Genomic DNA, 19,979 nt, shown 5'->3' with positions numbered 1-19,979 from the left:
CCTCCCGAGACCTCGTCCGGTGCGGAGTGCCTCCGCGCTCGATCCGACAAGACTACGCGCGTCCGGTCAGTGCTCGTGACGCGGTTCGCTCTGGGCACCGCGGACGACTTCGGCACCCGACTGCTCCCACGCGGTCATCCCGCCGACCACGTTCACGGCGGAGACGCCCGATTGTTCGAGGGCAGCGACCACACGCGCCGAACGACCGCCGGAGTGGCAGATGACCATCGCGGGCGTGTCGCCGCCGTCGATCTCCTGCCATCGCGACACCAGCTCGGACATCGGGACGAGCGTCGCCTCGGGAGCGTGGACCTCGTCCCACTCCCCCTGCTCGCGGACGTCGAACAGCTTCGCGCCCTCGGCAAGCCGGCGCCGGGCCTCCGCGACGTCGATGTCGGTGGTGTCCACGGCCATCAGACGTTCGCCGTCGCGTCGACCTGCTGCTGCCGCTTCGCCGCGGCCTGTTCCTTCTTGGCGTCGGCCTGCTTGATCTTCGGCTCGTTCTCCCGGAGGTGCGCGTACATCGGCGACGCGATGAAGATCGTCGAGTACGTGCCGACGATGATGCCGATGAACAGCGCGAGCGAGATGTCGCGCAGCGTGCCGGCGCCCAGGACGTACGACCCGATGAAGAGGATCGCCGCGACCGGCAGCAGGGCGACCACGGAGGTGTTGATCGAGCGCACGAGGGTCTGGTTCACCGCGAGGTTCACCGACTGCTTGAACGTCCGGACGCTCTCCTGGCTGGTGTTCTCACGCACCTTGTCGAAGACCACGACGGTGTCGTACAGCGAGTAGCCGAGGATCGTCAGGAAGCCGATCACGGCCGCCGGGGTGACCTCGAGGCCGACGATGCCGTACACGCCCGCCGTGATGAGGAGGTCGTGCAGCAGCGCCGTCATGGCGGCCAACGACATCTTCCACGTGCGGAAGTACAGCGCCATGACCACGGCCGCGAGGGCGAGGAAGATCACGAGGCCGCGGATGGCCTGCGCGAGGACGTCCGCACCCCAGGTCGCACCGATGAACGTCGCCGCGACCTGGCTGTCCGGGACGTCGTACGCCTTCGCGAGCGCGTCCTGCACCTCGGTCGTCTGCCGGTCGGTCAGCTGACCGGTCTGCACGCGGATGCCGTGCTGGCCGAGCTGCGACACACGCGGCACACCCTCGGGGACGATCGACTCGACGGTGTCGGTCGCGATCGCCTGGTTCGTGGTCTTGACGTCGGAGATGGTGAACTCCGACCCGCCCGTGAACTCGATCCCGAGCTGGTACCCGCCGCGGAGCCACGGGATGCCGAGGGAGAGCACGATCATCACGATCGCGATGAGGTACCACGTGCGACGGCGTCCGACGATGTCGTAGGAGCGCTTGCCCGTGTAGAGGTCGCTGCCGAACTGGCTGAAGCTGGCCATCAGTCGTCCTTTCCGTCCGGCGTCGTGCCGTTGTCGCCCGCGGCTTCGCGGGCCTTCCGCTCGGCGATCGTCTGGCGGCGCTGCGCCTCACCGGCGCTCCGCTGCTGACGCTTGCCGTCCACGACCGGTGCGCGGAACTGCGCGCGGCCCCGGTAGACGGCCCCGAGGGCACTCGGGTCGAGCCCGCTGAACTTGTGGCCCTCGCCGAAGAACCGGCTGCGTGCGATGAGCTGCATCATCGGGTGCGTGAACAGCACCACGACGACGACGTCGATCAGGGTCGTGAGGAGCAGCGTGAACGCGAAGCCCTTCACGTCACTGACGGCGAGGATGTACAGGACCACGGCGGCGAGGAAGTTGATCGAGTCCGACGCGAGGATCGTACGCAGGGCTCGACGCCATCCGGACTCGACGGCACCCTCGAGACCGCGGCCGTCCCGCAGCTCGTCGCGGATGCGCTCGAAGTACACGATGAACGAGTCCGCGGTGATGCCGATCGCCACGATCAGACCTGCCACACCCGCCAACGACAGCCTGTAGTCGACGCGCCAGGACATGATCGCGATGACGAGGTAGGTCAGGGCTGCTGCGACCCCGAGCGACAGAACCGTCACGAACGCGAGCGCCCGGTACTGGATGACCGAGTAGATGATCACCAGGATGAGGCCGATCAGGCCGGCGACGAGACCGCCGACGAGCTGTGCGGTCCCGAGCGTCGCCGAGATGTTCTCGTTCGACTGGACCTGGAAGTTGATCGGCAGCGCGCCGTACTTGAGCTGGTCCGCGAGGGTCTTCGCAGAGTCGGCCGTGAAGTTGCCGGTGATCTGCGCCTTGCCGTTGGTGATCGCCGCGTTCGACGCCGGAGCGGTGATGACCGTGCCGTCGAGGACGATCGCGAACTGGTTCTGCGGCGCCTGCAGCTTCACGAGCCGGCTGGTGACGTCGCGGAAGTCGTCCGAGCTCTTGCCCGAGAACGTCAGGTTGACGGCCCACTGACCGGTGGACGCACCCTGCGAGTCCGTGGCGAGACCCGAGGTGGCGTTGCTGATGCCGGAGCCCGAGACCTCGACCGGACCGAGGATGTACTTCGCGGCGCCGTCCTGGTCGCACGTCACGAGCGGTTCGTCGTCCGGAGCGGCGGTGACGTCGTCCGGTGCATTGCAGTCGTAGTTCGTGTAGAGCGCCTGGAGCGCCGGCGTGACCTGCGAGAGGTCGCTGCCGTTCGTCGGCTTCGTGCTCGGCGTGGCCTGCAGCGAGGCCGGCGGCGTGTAGGGCGTCGGCGAGGCCGAGGCGCCGTCACTGCCACCGACCGCCGTGTTCGTGGCGGCCTCGGTGTACAGCACCGGACGGAAGGTCAGCTTCGCCGCTGCTTCGATCCGGTCGATGGTCGCCTGGTCGGGCTTGCCGGGGATCGAGACGACGATGTTGTTCGTGCCCTGCGTGTTGATCTGCGACTCCGACACACCCGTCGCGTTGATGCGCTGACGGATGATGTTCACGGCCTGGTTGAGCTGCTGGCTCGTGACCGAGCCGCCCTCGGTGTTCTGGGCCGCGAGGGTCAGCTGCGTGCCGCCCTGCAGGTCGAGCGCGAGCTCCGGGACCCAGCTGGCGCCCGCGAACCACTTGTCGGTGTCGTCCTTCGTCGTGCTGGCGAGGATCGAGGCGGCGGTGTTGAGTCCTGCGAGGACCGCCATCAGGATCACCAACCAGGTGAGCGAGCGGAGCGCCTTCTTGACGGGTGTCGATCGTGCCACCGGTCGTCTCGTCTTTCTGTCAGGACCGACGACGCGAGCCGACGGCAGGAGTGATGCTGCCGGGCCTCACGACCCGACAGCCCAGAACATCAGTTGTCGTTCTTGCGGTTCGGCTCGTCGGAGCGCTCACCGTAGGCCGGGGCCTGATCGTCGACGACCGGCTGGCCGTTGAGCTCGGTGACGTGCTTCGGCTCGTCCTCCGGCGTGACGGCGGTGTCGACGTCGTCGGCGGTCGCGTCCACGACGCGGGAGAGCGTCTGGCGGTGCACGGTCACGATCGTCCCCGGGGCGACCTCGACCTCGGCGGTGACCTTCTCGTCATCGACCGAGAGGAGCTTGCCGTAGAGGCCGAAGGACAGCATGACCTGCGCGCCCGGGACCATCTTGGTGGCGAGCTCCGCCTGCTGCTTCTTGCGCTTCCGGCTGTTGTAGAACATGAAGGCCGCGAACGCCACGACGATGACGATGAGGATGACTTCTTGACCCATGATGCGATGCCTTCTCTGGTTGCTCGGTTTCGGGCCGTAGCAGTCTAGGGCACTCGATGCTGGGCGACGTGTGCGCTCGAGGGCTGCTCGGTCCGTGGGGGTTCAGTCGCCGTCGCCGAAGAGCGCGGGACCGGCGCTCGACTGCCCCGGCGTCATGCCGAAGTGCCGCCATGCCTGCGGCGTCGCGATCCGACCGCGAGGGGTGCGGGTGACGAGACCGAGCCGGACGAGGAACGGCTCGACGACCGACTCGATCGTCTCGGATTCTTCACCGACGGACACCGCGAGCGTGTTCAACCCCACGGGCCCGCCGTCGAACCGGGTCAGCATCGTCTCGACCACGGCCCGGTCGAGTCGGTCGAGGCCGAGTTCGTCGACGTCGTACAGCTCGAGGGCGCCCTGCACCGCGGCCATGCCGTCGCGGGGGCGGTGGACCAGCGTGAAGTCGCGGACGCGTCGGAGCAGCCGGTTCGCGATGCGCGGGGTGCCCCGGGAGCGCCCGGCGATCTCGCGCAGGGCGGAGCGGTCGATGTCGAGCTCGAGCAGGTGCGCGGCGCGGATGAGTACCTGCTCCAGCTCGTCCTTCTCGTAGAACTCGAGGTGGGCGGTGAAGCCGAAGCGATCGCGCAGCGGGTTCGGCAACAGGCCGGCCCGGGTCGTCGCGCCGACCAGCGTGAACGGTGCGAGGTCGAGCGGGATGCTCGTCGCGCCGGCCCCCTTGCCGACCATGACGTCGATCCGGAAGTCCTCCATCGCGAGGTAGAGCATCTCTTCCGCCGACCGTGCCATGCGGTGGATCTCGTCGATGAACAGGACTTCACCCGGCACCAGTGACGAGAGCACGGCTGCGAGGTCGCCGGCGTGCTGGATCGCTGGACCGCTCGACATCCGCAGCGGCCGGCCGGACTCGTGCGCGACGATCATCGCGAGGGTGGTCTTGCCGAGTCCGGGCGGCCCCGCCATCAGGGTGTGGTCGGGTGTGCGCTCCTGCATCGCCGCCGCCTTGAGCAGCAGGTCGAGCTGACCGCGCACCTTGCGCTGTCCGACGAACTCGTCGAGGGAACGGGGGCGGAGGGCGCCTTCGAAGGCGAGTTCCTCCTGCGACTCCGCGCCGGCGGCCGTGATGCCGCTCATCGGCCCGCTCCGGCCGGTCGGAGGGCCCCGAGCGCGGCGCGGAGGAGCGCTTGGGTACCGAACGTCGCGGCGGCCGGGTCCTCGGTGACGACGGCGTCGACCGCAGCGCGCGCCGCGTCCTCACGCCAGCCGAGGCCGACGAGGGCGACGACGACGTCCTCCGACGCGGGGTGCGCACCGGGCGTCGACCCGGCGGCCGCCGCGGTGGGCTGCTCGAACGCGGCGAGCTTGCCGGCCAGGGCGACGGTGATGAGCTTCGCGGTCTTCGGACCGATGCCGGACACCTTGCGGAACGCAGCGTCGTCCTCGTTCGCGACGGCGGTGGCGATCTGCCCCGGGTCCAGGTGGGCGAGCACCCCGAGGGCGGACTTCGGCCCCACACCGGACACGCTGCGGAGGAGGTCGAACACGCGGAGCGCGTCGGTCGTCTCGAAACCGAACAGGAGGTGTTCGTCTTCGCGCACGATCATCGCGGTGCGCACGAAGACCTCGGCCCCGTGGCGCATCGTCAGGGCGTGCGCGGGCGTGACGGTGACGGCGTACCCGACTCCCCCGACCTCGATCACCACGCTCGATCCGGCGACGTCGATGCAGGTGCCCCGGAGACTCGCGATCATGCTCCGAGCCTAGGGCCGCCCACCGACGTTGCCCCCGCACCACGCGCGACGCCGCGCGAGCCGCCACGCGCTGCAGCGGCCGCCGCGCGGGCCAGGGGCGAGTCGGCGCCGGAGCCCTGCTGCGCGTCCCGCCAGGCACGCTGCGCCGGGGTGAGCGACGACGGACCGGACCCGACCTGGTCGGGCGATCCGAGCCTCCAGGCGTGGCACACCGCGAGGGCGAGGGCGTCCGCGGCGTCCGCGGGCTTCGGCGCCTCGGCGAGGCCGAGCACGGCGGCGACCATCGTCTGCACCTGTCGTTTGTCGGCGTTGCCGTACCCGGTGATCGCCGCCTTGACCTCGGACGGGGTGTGCAGCCCGACCGGCAGGCCGCGTGCCGCCGCCGCGTGCAGTGCCAGGCCCGCCGCCTGCGCGGTGCCCATCACGGTGCGGACGTTCGCCTGCGCGAAGACCCGCTCGACGGCGACCGCTTGCGGACGGTGCTCGTCGATCTCGGCGGCGATGCCGTCCGCGATCCGGAGGAGGCGCTGCTCGAGCGCCATGTCCGCCGGTGTCCGGACGACGGTCACGTGCACGAGCCGGGCACGCCGGTTCGGTGCGACCTCGACCACGCCGACGCCGCACCGGGTGAGCCCGGGGTCGACCCCGAGCACCCGGAGCACGGCTACTCGCCCTCGTCCTCGTCGAGCTCGGCCTGGACGTCCGCGGGGATGTCGAAGTTCGAGTAGACGTTCTGCACGTCGTCCGAGTCCTCGAGCGCGTCGATCAGCCGGAACACCTTGCGGGCGGTCTCGGCGTCGACCGGGACCTTGAGACCCGGGACGAACTCGGCGTCGGCCGAGTCGTAGTCGATCCCGGCGTCCTGCAGGGCCGTGCGGGCCGCGACGAGGTCGGTCGCCTCGGTGATGACCTCGAAGCCGCCGCCCTGGTCGATGACGTCCTCGACACCGGCGTCGAGCACGGCACCCATCACGGTGTCCTCGTCGAGGCCGTCGGTCTTCGTGACCGAGATCACGCCCTTGCGGGAGAAGTTGTACGCGACGCTGCCCGGGTCGGCCATGGTGCCACCGTTGCGCGACATCGCCGTCCGGACCTCGGCCGCGGCGCGGTTCTTGTTGTCCGTGAGGCACTCGATCAGCATCGCGACGCCGTTCGGGCCGTAGCCCTCGTACATGATCGTCGTGTACTCGATCGACTCACCGGTGAGACCGGCACCGCGCTTGATGGCGCGGTCGATGTTGTCGTTCGGCACCGAGGTCTTCTTCGCCTTCTGCACGGCGTCGACCAGGGTCGGGTTCCCCGACAGGTCGGCGCCGCCCATCTTCGCGGCGACCTCGATGTTCTTGATGAGCTTGGCGAACGACTTGGCACGGCGCTGGTCGATGACCGCCTTCTTGTGCTTGGTCGTTGCCCACTTGGAATGCCCGGACACGGTGCTCCTTGCGTCTTGCGGAAGATCCTGGTCAGTCTACCGAGCCGGGAGGCACGGTGTCGGTCCGGCGCGCTGGTGCTGTGGACAGCACGTGGCCGGTCGAGGGAACCACCAGGTTGGTCGGGTCAGGCACTGGTCGGGTCAGGCACTGGTTGCATCAAGCACTGTGGACGAGGTCGAGGAAGCGCCGGTGGAACCGGTCCTCCCCCGCGACCTCGGGGTGGAACGCGCTGGCGATCACGTTGCCCTGCTGCACGGCGACGACCTGGCCGTCCGGGAGCGCCCCGAGGACCTCGACCCCTGGGCCGTGCTCCTCGACCACGGGTGCGCGGATGAACACGGCGTGCACCGGGGCCTCACCGAGCTCCGGCATGGGGATGTCGATCTCGAACGAGTCGTTCTGGCTGCCGAACGCGTTCCGCCGCACGGTCGTGTCGAGCACGCCGAGGGTCTGCTGCCCCGGGATGCCCGCGGCGATGCGCGACGAGAGCATGATCATGCCCGCGCAGGTCCCGTATGTGGGGAGACCACCGCGGATGGCGTCGGCCAGCGGCTCCGCGACACCGAACGCACGCGAGAGCTTGTCCATGACGCTCGACTCGCCGCCGGGGACGACCACGCCGTCGAGCGACGCGATCTCCTCCGGACGGCGGAGCGGCACGACGTCGGCGCCGAGTTCGGTCAGCGACGCGATGTGCTCGCGGAAGTCGCCCTGGAGCGCGAGGACGCCGATGCGCGGATGCGCCGTCGGACTACCAGCCACGCTCGGCCAGGCGGTGCGGCGCGGGGACGTCGGCGACGTTGATGCCCACCATGGCCTCGCCGAGCCCGCGGGAGACCTCGGCGATGACCTTCGGGTCGTCGTGGAAGGTCGTGGCCTTGACGATCGCGGCCGCGCGCTTGGCCGGGTCGCCCGACTTGAAGATGCCGGAGCCGACGAAGACGCCGTCCGCGCCGAGCTGCATCATCATCGCGGCGTCGGCCGGGGTGGCCACGCCACCCGCTGTGAAGAGCACAACGGGGAGCTTGCCGGTCTGCGCGACCTCCTTGACGACGTCGAACGGCGCCTGGAGCTCCTTCGCGGCGACGTAGAGCTCGTCCTCCTTGAGGTGCCGGAGGGCAGCGATCTCCTTGTTGATCGTGCGGATGTGCTTGGTGGCCTCGGACACGTCGCCGGTGCCGGCCTCGCCCTTTGAGCGGATCATGGCCGCGCCCTCGGTGATGCGACGGAGGGCCTCACCGAGGTTGGTCGCACCGCAGACGAAGGGGGTGGTGAAGTTCCACTTGTCGATGTGGTTGACGTAGTCGGCGGGCGAGAGCACCTCGGACTCGTCGATGTAGTCGACGCCGAGCTCCTGCAGCACCTGCGCCTCGACGAAGTGTCCGATGCGGGCCTTCGCCATGACGGGGATCGACACCGCGGCGATGATCTCCTCGATCATGGACGGGTCGGACATGCGGGCGACGCCGCCCTGTGCCCGGATGTCGGCGGGGACGCGCTCGAGCGCCATGACGGCGGTGGCGCCGGCTTCCTCGGCGATGCGAGCCTGCTCGGCGTCGACGACGTCCATGATGACGCCGCCCTTGAGCATCTCCGCGAGGCCGCGCTTGACGCGGTCGGAGCCGGTGATCGAGGTGCCGGGGGTGCTCGGGGTGCTGCTGCTGTCGCTCATGATGCCGACAGTCTAGTGCTCCGCGGACCACCCTTCCGCGACGAGTCGGCGGGTCTCGCCGAGCAGCTGCGACATCGACTTCGTGCGCGCGATGATCGGGAAGAAGTTCGAGTCGGACTGCCACCGCGGGACGATGTGCTGGTGGAGGTGCCCGGCCACACCGGCCCCCGCGACCTCGCCCTGGTTCATGCCGATGTTGAAGCCGTCGCAGTGCGAGACCGCACGCAGGACGCGCATGGCCGTCTGCGTCAGCTCACCCATCTCGCGGATCTCGTCCGACGTGGCCTCGTCGTACAGCGGCACGTGCCGGTAGGGGCACACGAGCAGGTGGCCGTTGTTGTACGGGAACAGGTTGAGCAGCACGTAGGCGTGCTCCCCGCGGGCGACGATGAGGGCGTCCTCGTCGGACTTGCGGGGTGCCTCGCAGAACGGGCAGTCGTCCTCGTGGCCGCGGCCCCGGCCCTCGCGCCCGGCGTCGATGTACGCCATCCGGTGCGGGTTCCAGAGGCGCTGGAAGGCATCCGGCACAGCGGCGCCGGTCGCGGCGTCGCGGATCACCAGCAGGTCGTCTCCGGAACCCGTGCCGGGGGCCGCGGAACCGGCCACGTCGGCGACGTGGCCGGTTCCGGGGACGTGCTCGGTGCCTCCCGGCCGCTCCTGGTCCATCAGACCTGCGCGCGGTCGCGGATCGCGGTCAGGATGCGCTCGACCGCTTCGTCGACCGGCACGGCGTTGTCCTGCCGCCCATCGCGGAAGCGGAACGACACGGCTCCGGCGTCGCGGTCGTCGCCGCCCGCGATGAGCTGGAACGGCACCTTCGCCTTGGTGTGCGTGCGGATCTTCTTCTGCATGCGGTCGTCGGAGTGGTCGACCTCGGCGCGGACGCCGTGCGACCGGAGCTTCGCGATGACCTCGTCGAGGTAGTCGCCGTACTCCGCCGCGACCGGGATCCCGACGACCTGCACCGGGGACAGCCACGCCGGGAACGCGCCGGCGTAGTGCTCGGTGAGGACGCCGAAGAACCGCTCGATCGAACCGAACAGGGCACGGTGGATCATCACCGGGCGCTGGCGGGATCCGTCGGGCGCGGTGTACTCGAGCTCGAACCGTTCCGGCAGGTTGAAGTCGAGCTGGACGGTGGACATCTGCCAGGTGCGGCCGATGGCGTCCCGCGCCTGCACGGAGATCTTCGGGCCGTAGAACGCCGCGCCGGCGGGGTCGGGCACGAGCTCGAGCCCGGACTCCTCGGCGACCTCTCGCAGGGTGTTCGTCGCGACCTCCCACACCTCGTCGTCGCCGACGTACTTCTCCGGGTCCTTCGTGGAGAGTTCGAGGTAGAAGTCGTCGAGGCCGTAGTCGCGCAGGAGCGAGAGCACGAACTCGAGGGTCGTGGTGAGCTCCTCCTTCATCTTCTCCTGCGTGGTGAAGATGTGGGCGTCGTCCTGGGTCATGCCCCGGACGCGGGTGAGGCCGTGGATCACGCCGGACTTCTCGTTGCGGTACACCGTGCCGAACTCGAACATCCGGAGCGGCAGGTCGCGGTAGGAGCGGGCCTGTGAGCGGTACGCGAGGATGTGCATCGGGCAGTTCATCGGCTTGAGGTAGTAGTCCGCGCCCTGACGGGTGACGTTGCCGTCCTCGTCACGTGCCTCGTCCATGTGCATGGCCGGGAACATGCCGTCCTTGTACCAGCCGAGGTGACCCGACTGCTCGAACAGGTCGCCCTTGGTGATGTGCGGCGTGTAGACGAACGAGTAGCCCTCCTGCTCGTGCCGGCGACGCGAGTAGTCCTCCATCTCGCGGCGGATGATGCCGCCCTTCGGGTGGAAGATCGCGAGGCCGGAGCCGATCTCGTCCGGGAACGAGAAGAGGTCGAGCTCGGCACCGAGCTTGCGGTGGTCGCGCTTCGCAGCTTCCTCGAGCCGGACCAGGTACGCCTTCAGCTGGTCCTTGTCGGGCCACGCGGTGCCGTACACACGCTGCAGCTGCGGGTTCTTCTCCGAGCCGCGCCAGTACGCCGCCGCGACGCGCATGAGCTTGGACGCGTTGCCGATCCACCGGGTGTGCGGGACGTGCGGACCGCGGCAGAGGTCCTGCCACACGACCTCGCCGGTCTTCGGGTCGACGTTCTCGTACGCCGTGAGCTCGCCGGCACCGACCTCGACGCTCTCGCCCGAGTCACCGGCGTCGGCGGCGCCCTTGAGGCCGATGAGCTCCTGCTTGTAGGGCTCCCCCGCCATGCGCTCACGGGCTTCCTCGTCGGTCACGACGACGCGACGGAAGCGCTGGGCCTGCCGGATGATCCGGTCCATGCCCTTCTCGATCGCCTTGAGGTCCTCCGGCGTGAAGGGGTCGGCGACGTCGAAGTCGTAGTAGTAGCCGTCCGTCACGGGCGGTCCGATGCCGAGCTTCGCGTCGGGGTTGATCTGCTGCACGGCCTGCGCGAGCACGTGCGCGGCGGAATGGCGGAGGATGTCGAGGCCGTCCTGCTCGTCGAGGGTGACGGGCTCGACGAGGTCACCCTCGTGCACCTCGGCGTCGAGGTCCTTCAGCACCCCGGCGACGCGGATCGCGACCACGCCGCGGACTCCGTCGAACAGCTCCGTGCCGGTCGTGGTCGTCGTCGCGGTGCGGGGCTCGGGTGCCTGGGGAAGGTCTGCGGGCTCGGCGCCGTCGGCGGGCGCTGCGACTGACTCGGTCACGATCGTGGTGCTCCTCGATTGGTTCAGGGGTGCGTCAAGACTAGTGCGCCGCGACCGCGGCGCGGCCCGCCTGTGGAGCGTGCCGGGGGCGCGTGCGGGTGTGCAGGAACGGCCTGGAGGCGCGGTGCGGTTCCGTCAGGCCGGGACGGTGCCGAGCGTGGTCACCGGGACACGGGCCCCGACCCGCTCGCGGCCCGCGAGGCCGTCGAGCTCCAGCAGCGCGGCGAAGCCGATGGCCTCGTAGCCGGCGCGCTCCAGGAGCGTGATCGTCGCGGCCGCGGTGCCGCCGGTCGCGAGGACGTCGTCGACGACGAGCACGCGGGTGCCCTGCGGCAGCTGACCGGGGCGCAGCTCGAGCTCGGCCTCGCCGTACTCGAGGGCGTACTGCTCGCTGAGTACCTCGCCGGGGAGCTTCCCGGCCTTGCGGACGGTCAGGACGCCGACCTGGTGCTGCGCGGCGATGCCCCCGGCGAGGGCGAAGCCACGGGCCTCGATGCCGGCGACGGCCTGGAAGCCCTCACCCACGGCGAACGGTGCCGCGAGCGCCTCACACACCCGGCCGAACGCCACCGGGTCAGAGAACACGGGCGTGACGTCGCGGAACAGGATCCCCGGCTTCGGGAAGTCCGGCACGATCGCGGTGAGTCGGTCGACGAGGGCAGCTGCGGTTTCGGTCACCGCACAACGGTACGGCAGTGGCGGCGGTCGGCCGGACCTCCCAGCGCCCCGGCCGGGAAGCCGGGGCGCTGGGAGGTCAGCACGTCGCTCAGCGCCAGAGCTGCATGGCGCCGCTCTGCAGCAGCAACCGCAACTGGCTGTCGCGCTGCTCACGCTCGATCCGCTGGCGGGTCTCGAAGTCGACCGACACCCGGACGGGCGTGGTGCGCCGACTCCACAGGATCAGCCAGAGGCCGACCCGGAGGGCGATGCGGTCGGGCAGCGAGACCCGACGGCGCACCGCACGGGTATCGGGAGGACGAGTGGAGGTCTTCGTGGACATGGTGGTGGATCCCCTACTGGATGGTCGCCCGGACGTCTTCCGGGCGCGACGGAACGACCCGTGTGCGGGCCGGATGAAATGACGGATGAATGCACGACGAACCACCGCACCGGCGCAGTGCGCGATGTCGGAAGAATGCGTCGGAATGCATTCAGGAATGCGTGGCGATGGCGAGGGCGTCCGGTCGGCCACCGTCGTCGACCGACGCGTCCCCCGGGACGCAGCACCCGGACCGCTCACAGCGGTACGGGTGACGGGCGTCACGGGCAGCGACCGCGAGCGGGAGGCTCGGCAGCGCTGTCAGCGCGGGCGTGCGGAGGAGCGGACGCTTCCGGTCAGCGGACCCGGACAGGGGTGCCGAAGAGTCCGGTGATGCCACGGAACGGCGCGGTGCCGGTGAACGGCACAGTGCCGGTGAACGGCGTCGTGCGGTGCGTCGTGATGGTGGTGATCATCATGGTCTCGCCCCCTCTCGGTCTCGTGCTGAACGGTGCTCGTGAACACTATCCACACCGGGAATGTCCGCGCAAGCATTTCCACGAAAATGCTTCGGAATTGTTCGCCGACAACGACAGAACGGCCCGGTGTCGTGCAGACACCGGGCCGTTCAGGCGACCAAGAGAGCGGGATCAGACCTCGGCGGGCTGGGCTGCGGTCACGGTGAGCACACCGTCCGCCACGTCCACGCGGACCGTGTCGCCGCTCCGGACCGTCCCGGCCACCACGAGGGTCGCGATCCGGTCGTCGACCTCGCGCTGGATCAGCCGACGGAGCGGGCGGGCACCGTACTCGGGCTCGTAGCCGTGCTCAGCGAGCCAGGCGACGGCCTCGTCGGAGACCGACAGGGTCATGCCCTGGCCGAGCAGCCGGAGCGCGGTGTCCTCCAGCAGGAGCGCCACGATCGACGAGATCTGTGACGACGTCAGCTTGCGGAACAGCACGATCTCGTCGATGCGGTTGATGAACTCCGGCCGCATCGCTTCACGGAGCTTGCCCATCACCCGGGCACGCAGGTCGTCCTCCGCGAAGCCCTCCGCAGCCCCGACCGCCGAGAACCCGAGGGCGCCGGAGCGCGACGCGAGGAACTCGGACCCGATGTTCGACGTCATGATCACGACCGTGTTCCGGAAGTCGACCGTGCGACCCTGGCCGTCGGTCAGTCGGCCGTCGTCGAGCACCTGCAGCAGCAGGTTGAAGACGTCCGGGTGGGCCTTCTCGACCTCGTCGAGCAGGATCACCGAGTACGGGTTCCGACGGACGCGCTCGGTGAGCTGCCCGGCTTCGTCGTAACCGACGTACCCGGGAGGGGCACCGACCAACCGCGAGACCGTGTGCCGCTCGCCGAACTCGCTCATGTCGAAGCGGAGCATGGCCGACTCGTCGCCGAACAGCGAGGACGCGAGCGCCTTCGCGAGTTCGGTCTTGCCGACGCCGGTCGGTCCGAGGAACAGGAAGCTGCCCACCGGTCGACGGGGGTCGCCCATGCCGGTCCGACTGCGCCGAACTGCGCGGGCGATCGCCTGCACGGCGTCGTCCTGACCGACGACGCGCTCGTGCAACTCGTCCTCGAGGACGGCCAGGCGGGAGCGGTCGCCCTGGCTCAGGCGTGTCGCCGGGATGCCGGTGGCGCGGGAGACCACGCTGGCGATGTCGGCCTCCGTGATCTGCCGGTCACCCGGTTCCGGACTGGTGGGCCCACGCCGCCGGTCCCGCGGCGACGCGTCAGCGGCGTCGCGGCCGTGCCGGTGGGGAGCGCGGCTCGCGCCCGCCTCCGAGGCGGCGGTGATCCGGGCCTCCAGGCCGTCGATCTGGTCGCGCAGGCGCGACGCCTCCTCGTAGTGCTCCTCCGCCACGGCAGCGTCCTTGGACGCGCTGAGCGCGGCGATCTCGACGCGCAGCGCCTCCACGTCCACGTCGCCGGACAGCGCGAGCCGGCGGCGGGCACCGGCCTGGTCGACGAGGTCGATGGCCTTGTCGGGCAGGTGCCGGTCCGTCACGTAGCGGTGCGACAGCTCGACGGCCGCGCGGAGCGCCTCGGGCGTGTAGGTCACGTCGTGGTGCTCCTCGTAGCGAGGTGCGAGGCCCGTGAGGATCGCGACGGCGTCCTCGACGCTCGGCTCCCCCACGGTCACCGGCTGGAAGCGACGCTCGAGCGCGGCGTCCTTCTCGATGCGGCGGTACTCGTTCAGGGTCGTCGCGCCGACCATGTGCAGGTCGCCGCGCGCGAGGCGCGGCTTGAGGATGTTGCCGGCGTCCATCGAACCGCCCTCGCCACCACCGCCGGCGCCCACGAGCGTGTGCAGCTCGTCGACGAAGACGATGAGCTCGTCCGCGTGCTCGGCGATCTCGTCCACGACCTTCGTGAGGCGCTCCTCGAAGTCCCCGCGGTACCGGGCACCGGCGAGCATGCCGGGCAGGTCGATCGCCACGACGCGCTTGCCCTGCAGGAGCGCCGGGACGTCACCGTCCACGATGCGCTGCGCGAGTCCCTCGACGATCGCGGTCTTGCCGACGCCGGGTTCGCCGATGAGGACGGGGTTGTTCTTCGTGCGGCGGAGCAGGATCTCGACCGTCTGCTCGATCTCGTCCGCTCGACCGATCACCGGGTCGATGCGTCCGTCGCGGGCACGGGCCGTGAGGTCGGTGCCGTACTGGTCGAGCGTCGGCGTGGAGCTCTGCTCGGCGCCTCCGCCGTCCGAGGTCATGCCGGGCGCCGGGCGTCCCGCCCGAGCCGCAGCCGACGCCTCCGCCGCGTACTCCTGCATCACCTGCGGGGTGACACCGGCGCTCGCGAGGAGCTGTCCGGTCACGGTGTCCTGGTCCATGACGAGTGCGAAGAAGACGTGCTCCGGGTCCGTGTAGGTGCTGCCGAAGCCCTTGGCGGCCTGGGTCGCCTCGAGCAGGATCCGCTGGGCGGTGCCGGTCAGTGCCGGGCGACCCTCGGTCAGTGCGTCGTCGTCGGACGGTGCGGGCAGCCGCTGCTCGACCTCGTCGGCGAGGCGCTCCGGGTCGGCGCCGGCCCGGCGGACGACCGCGGTGAACGGATCGGTCCGGACGAGGACGTGCAGCAGGTGCAGTGCGTCGATCTCGTGCTGGCCCTGCTCGGTCGCGTACTCGGCGGTGCGCTGGAGCAGCTGGTGGGTGCGACGGCTGAGCAGCCGCGTGATGTCGACGGGGCGTCCGAACGGGACCGGCCGCTGCTGACCGGTCTGCTGCGCCGCGATGAGCCGCGCGAGGAACTCGTCGAACGAGTCGCTGCCGGCGGGGCCGAACGTCTCTGGCAAGGGTGCCTCCTGGTTGGACTTGAGTGCCTTCGACTCAATGCAACGCAGAGGCGGGCGGACCATTCCCGGTCCGGGGAGGAACTTGCGGCGACTCGGCTCAGGTCGGTGCCGACTCAAGTCCGGGCGATGGGCTTCGCGATCGCGTCCGTGACCCGCACGAGGTCCGCGGGGGTGAGCTCGATGTCGAAGCCCCGGCGTCCACCGGACACGAAGATGCTGTCGTACGCCAGCGCCGACTCGTCGAGCACGGTCCGGAGTGCGGTCTTCTGCCCGACGGGGCTGATGCCGCCGACCACGTAGCCGGTGCGCTTCTCGGCGAGTGCCGGGTCGGCCAGCGTGGCCTTCTTGCCGCCGACGGCCGCGGCGATCGCCTTGAGGTCGAGGCGGTTCGCGACCGGCACGATGGCCACGGCGAGGGCGCCGTCCACCGACACCACCAGGGTCTTGAACACCTGCTCCTCACGAAGCCCGAGGGCGGCGGCAGCCTCCTCCCCGAAGTTCGTGGCGGTCTCGTGGTGCTCGTACACGTGCGGCGTGTACGGCACGCCCGCGCGGTCCAGTGCGACCGTCGCGGGGGTGCTCGGCGATGCAGCGGTCATGCCGCGATCATGCCGCTCACCGGACGCCGGACCGGGGCGGCGCGCGGACGCTACGCTGAACGCACCATGGTCGTCGTCGAGTTCCTGCTGCGCCTCGTCGCCGTGCTCGGCGCGGGGGCGCCCGTGGCGACGGGAGCGGGCGACCTGCTCCCCGCGGTCGTCGTCACGGCACTCGGCAGTGCCGCGGTCGTCGCAGTCGTGGTCCTCACCGCGATCGTCGCCGGCGTGCTCGCCACGCCCCCGCCCGGCACCGTGGTCGACCACGCCGCGTGGGCCGTGCTCCGGACGGACATCGCGTCGTCGCACCCGGACGCGGACGGTCACGCGCGACCGAGGGCACCCGGAGTCGTCGCACCGGTCTGACCACGTCGGTGGTCGGACCGCTCCGCGACCCCTCCACCTCGACCGATCGGACCCCCGTGGACCTCACCACCCTGCCCGTCGTCGGCACGCTCCTGCACGCCGGCGCCGACCTGCTCACCGCCCTCACGGGCTGCTTCCAACCCTTCGCCGGGTCGTTCGCCGCGGCGCTCGCCGTCGTCGCCCTCACCCTCGCCGTCCGCGTGCTGCTCGTGCCGTTGTCCGTCCTGCAGGTGCGAGCCGAGCGCGATCGACGCCGCCTCGCGCCGCAGCTCGCCGAACTGCGTCGCCGGTACGGACGGGACCGCGAGCGACTCCAGCGCGCCGTCCAGGAGCTCTACACCTCCGAACGGGTGTCGCCGCTCGCCGGGTGCCTGCCGGTGCTCGCGCAGGCCCCGGTGGTGTCGCTCCTGTACACCCTCTTCACGCACGCGACGATCGGGGGCGTGGCGAACACGTTGCTCGAGGCGACGTTCGTCGGCGTGCCGCTGGCGCACTCGCTCGTGGTCACGCTCGCCTCACCGCTCTGGGTGCACGCCTGGGTCGTGCTCGTCCTGCTCGCCGTCCTCGCGCTCGTGGTGGAGGCGACCCGGCGCGCGAACCTCCGGTGGAACCCCGTGGAGCCCACGGACCCGAGCGTCCCCGGTGCCGCCGTCGCGGCGTCCGTCGCGCGGGTGGCGCCGTTCGTCACGGTCGTGTTCGCCGCGGTCGCGCCCCTCGCCGCGGCGCTGTACGTCGTCACGAGTGCCGCGTGGGCACTCGGAGAGCGCGCGGTGCTCCGACGGGCGCTGGAGCGTGCCGCCGGCTAGCCGCCCTGCCCCTCCTGCTGCGGGCCCTGGTCGACGGGGTCGTACTCGGTGCCGCGGCCCTGTTCCTCGTCGGCGGTCGGCACGTGGCGTTCGGTGCCGGTCCCGCCCGGGCTCGTCGCGACGTAGTCGGCCTCGCCGGACTGGGTGTCGTGGCTGAGCGGCTCGAGGGTCTCGTCGTCGGCCGGACGGGGCTGGTCGTTCGCGGAGCTGGTCATCGCTCCTGGGTACTCCTCGCGCACTGGGTGAACACGGTCGCCGCCCGAGTGCGACCATGGGGCGGGCAGCAGGACCCGGAACGGGAGTACGCATGGCCGACGACGACCTGGCGAAGGAGCGAGCGCGGCTCGAAGCCGTGGCGTGGGGTGCCGACTCGACACCCGCGGAGGCCGCTCGCGCACGCATCGCGCTCCAGGACCTCGCCGCGGGCCGGCTGCCACGGCGGCCGTCGTCCGCCGAAACACCCGCGGAGTGCGGGGGCGGGCGGACCGCCGAGCCGGTGGCACTCCCGGAGCACGGGACCGCCAACGCCCCGGAGGTGGCTGCCGCTCGGGCCGGTGACGCCCCCGCCGTCGACCGACGTGGCGACCCCGGCTCGGGAGCGGCTGCCTCCGGAGTGGTCGCCTCCGGACCGACGGTGCCGCCGGCGACCGTGGCGTCGGCCGACCCCGAGGCGGCGGCGACGACGGATGACGGCGGCGGGGCGAGCCTCCAGGCAGGGTGGCGCCGACGCGTCCACGACCTGCTGTGGACCCGCCGCCCCCGCGTGTGGATCGCGCTCGGCGCGGCCGCCGCCGTCGGGGTGGCGTTCGCGGCCGGCACGGTCGTCGGGACGGCGCGGCCGTCGATGCCCGCGGCGCCGAGCATCACGCCGACGGCGGGCACCGTGACGCTGGAGCAGTTGCTCGACGTGCCGCAGACCTACGCGGACCAGCTCCCGGGTCCCGTCGACGCGCCGGTGAGCCTGCACAGCACCCGGCTGATCTTCACGAACCGGGCCCTCGACGGCGGCGACCTGGAGACGCCGTGGAACGTCTGGGCGGGGGTCGGTACCGACCGTTCGACCATCTGCCTCGTGGCGACGGCCGACCGGATCGAGTCGTCGACGGCCTGCTACCCGAGGGAGGACGCGCTGCACGGCTCGGTGTCCCTGTCCGCGCAGTCCAGGAGCGGGACGCTGACCCTCTGGTTGCGCGGTGGCGGGGTGCAGGGCACGGTCACCGACTCGTACTGAGCACCGCTCGCGCTAGGCGGTCGGCTCGCCGGAGCGGTGGGTGCGGACCGCGCCGGTGACGACGGCGACCGACCCCGTGAGGGTCTGGATCGCCCGGCTGATCGTCGGGACCGACGTCGTGACGACGGCGAGGGACGACGTGATGGCTTCGATCGACGAGGTCGACAGGTGCTCCTGCGCGTGCGAGTGCACCGGGAAGCCCTTGCGTGCCGCGACGACGACCCCGAGCGAGGCGAGCAGGACCGCACCGCCGGCGAACGGCATCCACTGCAGTCCCACCACGCCGAGGGCCTGGCCACCGAGCGCCGCTCCCCCGGCGATGCCGATGTTCGACGCGCCGTTGACGAGGGCGCCGGCGATGTCGGGCGACACACCCCCGGTCCGGATCGCGGCCGCCATGAACAGGGTGCCGGTCGTGCCGTTCGCCGCCATCCAGACACCGGCGACCGCCATGGTGCCGACGAGCGACCCGTGCACGAACGGCAGCACGGCGAACGCGGCGGCCATCACGGCGACGGCGACGATGAGGGTCTGGCGGGGCGCACGGTCGACGAAGAGCCCGGCGATCCAGAGCCCGACGACCCCGGTGGCCCCGAGGACGAGCAGGGCACCGGAGACGAGGTGCGCGTCGAGCCCGGCGTCGATCGCGTACGGGCCGATGTACGTGTAGACGACGTAGTGCCCCGCGAACAGCAGCAGGTCCGCGACGACGACCGAGAGCAGACCGGTGCGCGCCCAGGCACGCGGCGAGCCGATGTGCGGCGACGACGCACCGCGGACGGCCGGGAGGAACGCCAGCGCGACGCCGGCGAGCACGGCCGACGCCACGGCGACCGAACCGACGGCCGGACGCCAGCCGATGGTCTGTGCGACCCACGTGGCGATCGGCACGCCCAGCACGAAGCCGAGCGAGCTGCCCGAGTACACGAACGCGATCGCGCGGCCCGCGAGGCGCGGCGGCACGATGCGGGTGGCGTACGCCGACGCCACCGAGAAGAACAGCGCGTGGGCGACGCCGCCGACGACCCGGCCGGCGCACACCACGGCGAAGGACGGCGCGAGCGCCACCATGAGGTTCGACACCGCGTAGCCGACGAGCGTCGCGACGAGCACGGTCTTCCGGGGCAGCCGTGCCGTGAAGGACGTCAGCGGCAGCGCGAGCAGGGCCACGGCTGCGGCGTACACGGTGACGACCACGCCCATCGTGGACTCGGAGACGCCGAGGTCACGGCTCATGGTGCCGAGCAGCCCGACCGGCATGAGTTCGGTGGTGATGGCGAAGAACGTCGCGAGCCCGAGCACGGCGATGCCGACGATCGAGCCCGTCGTGACGGTGATCGGCCGCGTGTGTGCCGGCACGGCCGAGGTTCGGGTGGTGGTGGTGGACACGGGGCTGACCTCCTCGCTGGGGACGTCCGAGCGCACGGCGAAACGACGTCCGGGACGACGAGGAGCTGCGCGCTCGAGCTGTGGATGGTGTT

At 71.0% G+C, this 19,979-nt stretch carries 22 protein-coding genes; 3 read left to right on the top strand and 19 right to left on the bottom strand.

What is annotated here, in order from left to right; translation table 11 throughout:
* Positions 1-66 precede the first annotated feature (66 nt).
* The 17 genes from ACIPYW_RS12850 to ybaK form a co-directional block, all read right to left on the bottom strand.
* Positions 67-414: a rhodanese-like domain-containing protein gene (locus ACIPYW_RS12850; RefSeq protein WP_400414124.1), complete on the bottom strand. Its 348-nt coding sequence runs from the start codon at positions 412-414 to the stop codon at positions 67-69.
* Positions 414-1,415 (bottom strand): protein translocase subunit SecF, encoded by a 1,002-nt coding sequence (secF, locus tag ACIPYW_RS12845; protein ID WP_400414121.1) that lies wholly within the window; start codon positions 1,413-1,415, stop codon positions 414-416. Before secF ends, ACIPYW_RS12850 begins: the two co-directional genes overlap by 1 nt.
* Positions 1,415-3,169, bottom strand: coding sequence for a protein translocase subunit SecD (gene secD / locus ACIPYW_RS12840; protein WP_400414118.1), 1,755 nt, complete (start codon positions 3,167-3,169; stop codon positions 1,415-1,417). Before secD ends, secF begins: the two co-directional genes overlap by 1 nt.
* A gap of 89 nt (positions 3,170-3,258) precedes the next feature.
* Complete coding sequence (gene yajC, locus ACIPYW_RS12835; protein ID WP_400414115.1) at positions 3,259-3,657, bottom strand: preprotein translocase subunit YajC; 399 nt, start codon at positions 3,655-3,657, stop codon at positions 3,259-3,261.
* 102 nt (positions 3,658-3,759) lie between these two features.
* Positions 3,760-4,791, bottom strand: coding sequence for a Holliday junction branch migration DNA helicase RuvB (gene ruvB / locus ACIPYW_RS12830; RefSeq protein WP_400414113.1), 1,032 nt, complete (start codon positions 4,789-4,791; stop codon positions 3,760-3,762).
* Positions 4,788-5,408: a Holliday junction branch migration protein RuvA gene (gene ruvA / locus ACIPYW_RS12825; protein ID WP_290131751.1), complete on the bottom strand. Its 621-nt coding sequence runs from the start codon at positions 5,406-5,408 to the stop codon at positions 4,788-4,790. Before ruvA ends, ruvB begins: the two co-directional genes overlap by 4 nt.
* Complete coding sequence (gene ruvC, locus ACIPYW_RS12820; protein WP_400414111.1) at positions 5,405-6,070, bottom strand: crossover junction endodeoxyribonuclease RuvC; 666 nt, start codon at positions 6,068-6,070, stop codon at positions 5,405-5,407. The genes ruvA and ruvC overlap by 4 nt, the downstream gene beginning before the upstream one ends.
* A gap of 2 nt (positions 6,071-6,072) precedes the next feature.
* Complete coding sequence (locus ACIPYW_RS12815) at positions 6,073-6,840, bottom strand: YebC/PmpR family DNA-binding transcriptional regulator (protein ID WP_290131753.1); 768 nt, start codon at positions 6,838-6,840, stop codon at positions 6,073-6,075.
* 157 nt (positions 6,841-6,997) lie between these two features.
* Positions 6,998-7,603 carry a pyridoxal 5'-phosphate synthase glutaminase subunit PdxT gene (gene pdxT / locus ACIPYW_RS12810; protein ID WP_400414108.1) on the bottom strand — a complete coding sequence of 202 codons (606 nt, stop codon included), beginning with the start codon at positions 7,601-7,603 and terminating at the stop codon, positions 6,998-7,000.
* Positions 7,593-8,513, bottom strand: a complete 921-nt coding sequence (gene pdxS, locus ACIPYW_RS12805) for a pyridoxal 5'-phosphate synthase lyase subunit PdxS (RefSeq protein WP_175350594.1) — start codon at positions 8,511-8,513, stop codon at positions 7,593-7,595. Before pdxS ends, pdxT begins: the two co-directional genes overlap by 11 nt.
* A 12-nt stretch (positions 8,514-8,525) precedes the next feature.
* Positions 8,526-9,179, bottom strand: a complete 654-nt coding sequence (locus ACIPYW_RS12800; RefSeq protein WP_400414105.1) for an HIT family protein — start codon at positions 9,177-9,179, stop codon at positions 8,526-8,528.
* Positions 9,179-11,215 (bottom strand): threonine--tRNA ligase, encoded by a 2,037-nt coding sequence (thrS, locus tag ACIPYW_RS12795; protein ID WP_400414102.1) that lies wholly within the window; start codon positions 11,213-11,215, stop codon positions 9,179-9,181. The genes ACIPYW_RS12800 and thrS overlap by 1 nt, the downstream gene beginning before the upstream one ends.
* A gap of 135 nt (positions 11,216-11,350) precedes the next feature.
* Positions 11,351-11,893, bottom strand: a complete 543-nt coding sequence (locus ACIPYW_RS12790) for an adenine phosphoribosyltransferase (RefSeq protein WP_400414100.1) — start codon at positions 11,891-11,893, stop codon at positions 11,351-11,353.
* A gap of 88 nt (positions 11,894-11,981) precedes the next feature.
* Positions 11,982-12,215 (bottom strand): hypothetical protein, encoded by a 234-nt coding sequence (locus tag ACIPYW_RS12785; RefSeq protein ID WP_290131757.1) that lies wholly within the window; start codon positions 12,213-12,215, stop codon positions 11,982-11,984.
* Positions 12,216-12,550: 335 nt separating this feature from the next.
* A complete protein-coding gene (locus ACIPYW_RS12780; RefSeq protein ID WP_400414097.1) occupies positions 12,551-12,673 on the bottom strand; it encodes a hypothetical protein in 123 nt (40 codons plus the stop codon).
* Positions 12,674-12,844: 171 nt separating this feature from the next.
* Entirely contained in the window at positions 12,845-15,499 is a 2,655-nt protein-coding gene (locus tag ACIPYW_RS12775) for an ATP-dependent Clp protease ATP-binding subunit (protein WP_400414094.1), read from the bottom strand.
* Between the two features lie 113 nt (positions 15,500-15,612).
* On the bottom strand, positions 15,613-16,098 hold the full coding sequence (gene ybaK, locus ACIPYW_RS12770; protein ID WP_290131760.1) for a Cys-tRNA(Pro) deacylase: 486 nt from the start codon (positions 16,096-16,098) through the stop codon (positions 15,613-15,615).
* Positions 16,099-16,164: 66 nt separating this feature from the next.
* Here ybaK and ACIPYW_RS12765 point away from each other — a divergent pair, with 66 nt between their 5' ends.
* Positions 16,165-16,461, top strand: coding sequence for a DUF6412 domain-containing protein (locus tag ACIPYW_RS12765; protein WP_400414091.1), 297 nt, complete (start codon positions 16,165-16,167; stop codon positions 16,459-16,461).
* 56 nt (positions 16,462-16,517) lie between these two features.
* Positions 16,518-17,267 (top strand): membrane protein insertase YidC, encoded by a 750-nt coding sequence (yidC, locus tag ACIPYW_RS12760; RefSeq protein WP_400414088.1) that lies wholly within the window; start codon positions 16,518-16,520, stop codon positions 17,265-17,267.
* Here yidC and ACIPYW_RS12755 read toward each other — a convergent pair.
* On the bottom strand, positions 17,264-17,482 hold the full coding sequence (locus ACIPYW_RS12755) for a hypothetical protein (protein WP_290131763.1): 219 nt from the start codon (positions 17,480-17,482) through the stop codon (positions 17,264-17,266). The genes yidC and ACIPYW_RS12755 overlap by 4 nt on opposite strands.
* Positions 17,483-17,574: 92 nt before the next feature.
* On the opposite strand from ACIPYW_RS12755, the gene ACIPYW_RS12750 reads away from it, so the two are divergent.
* Positions 17,575-18,498, top strand: coding sequence for a hypothetical protein (locus tag ACIPYW_RS12750; RefSeq protein ID WP_400414086.1), 924 nt, complete (start codon positions 17,575-17,577; stop codon positions 18,496-18,498).
* Between the two features lie 12 nt (positions 18,499-18,510).
* Here the strand turns inward: ACIPYW_RS12750 and ACIPYW_RS12745 are convergent, their stop codons facing one another.
* Complete coding sequence (locus tag ACIPYW_RS12745) at positions 18,511-19,887, bottom strand: MFS transporter (RefSeq protein ID WP_400414083.1); 1,377 nt, start codon at positions 19,885-19,887, stop codon at positions 18,511-18,513.
* Between the last annotated feature and the right edge of the window lie 92 nt (positions 19,888-19,979).

The sequence above is a fragment of the Curtobacterium sp. NPDC089689 genome, assembly GCF_044749145.1.
In the GTDB taxonomy this organism is placed as follows: Bacteria; Actinomycetota; Actinomycetes; order Actinomycetales; family Microbacteriaceae; genus Curtobacterium.
The sequence above is the reverse complement of the archived record's forward strand: the minus strand, read 5'-3'. Positions and strand labels throughout refer to the sequence as shown.